General features: G+C 48.7%; 1 protein-coding gene. It reads left to right on the forward strand.

Annotation, left to right across the window (positions count from 1 at the left end; translation table 11 throughout):
- Positions 1-374, forward strand: a 374-nt coding sequence (locus ACTHUM_RS18425) for a methionine biosynthesis protein MetW (RefSeq protein WP_440403741.1), incomplete at its 5' end; no start/stop codon positions are given.
- Positions 375-534 lie beyond the last annotated feature (160 nt).

Raw genomic sequence — 534 nt, forward strand, 5'->3', positions numbered from 1 at the left:
GTTTGGTGGCTTTTGGTGATCAAAGTTTTGATGTGATTGTCTTGAGCCAAACCATTCAGGCGATGCAGAACACGGAAAAAATCCTGCGCTGCCTAATGCGCGTGGCCAAGCAGGCTATTGTCAGCTTCCCTAATTTCGGCTACTGGCGCAACCGTTTTCAAATCGCCGTTGGCGGCCATATGCCGGTTTCCGAGCGGATGCCGTATCATTGGTACGATACGCCCAATATCCATTGGTGTACCCTCAAAGACTTTGACTTACTGTGTGCCAAAAATAAAATCCGTGTGCTTGAGCGTGCGGTCATGACGGGCAACCGACAGGTCAAACATCTGCCGAATTTATTGGGCAGCCTGGCGTTTTATCGCGTAGGTTGATTGCGGTTATCAATAAAGGCCGTCTGAACAGGTAATCACGAAAGCATGGCTTTTGCGGATAGCTGTTCAGACGGCCTTTTATTGTTAAAGTCGGTTTAAGCCTGTTTCAATTTTTCCAACAAGGCCAAACTGCCGGCATCGACCAGACGGTAGGTTTCGT

The organism is Neisseria sp. P0021.S006 (assembly GCF_051956895.1).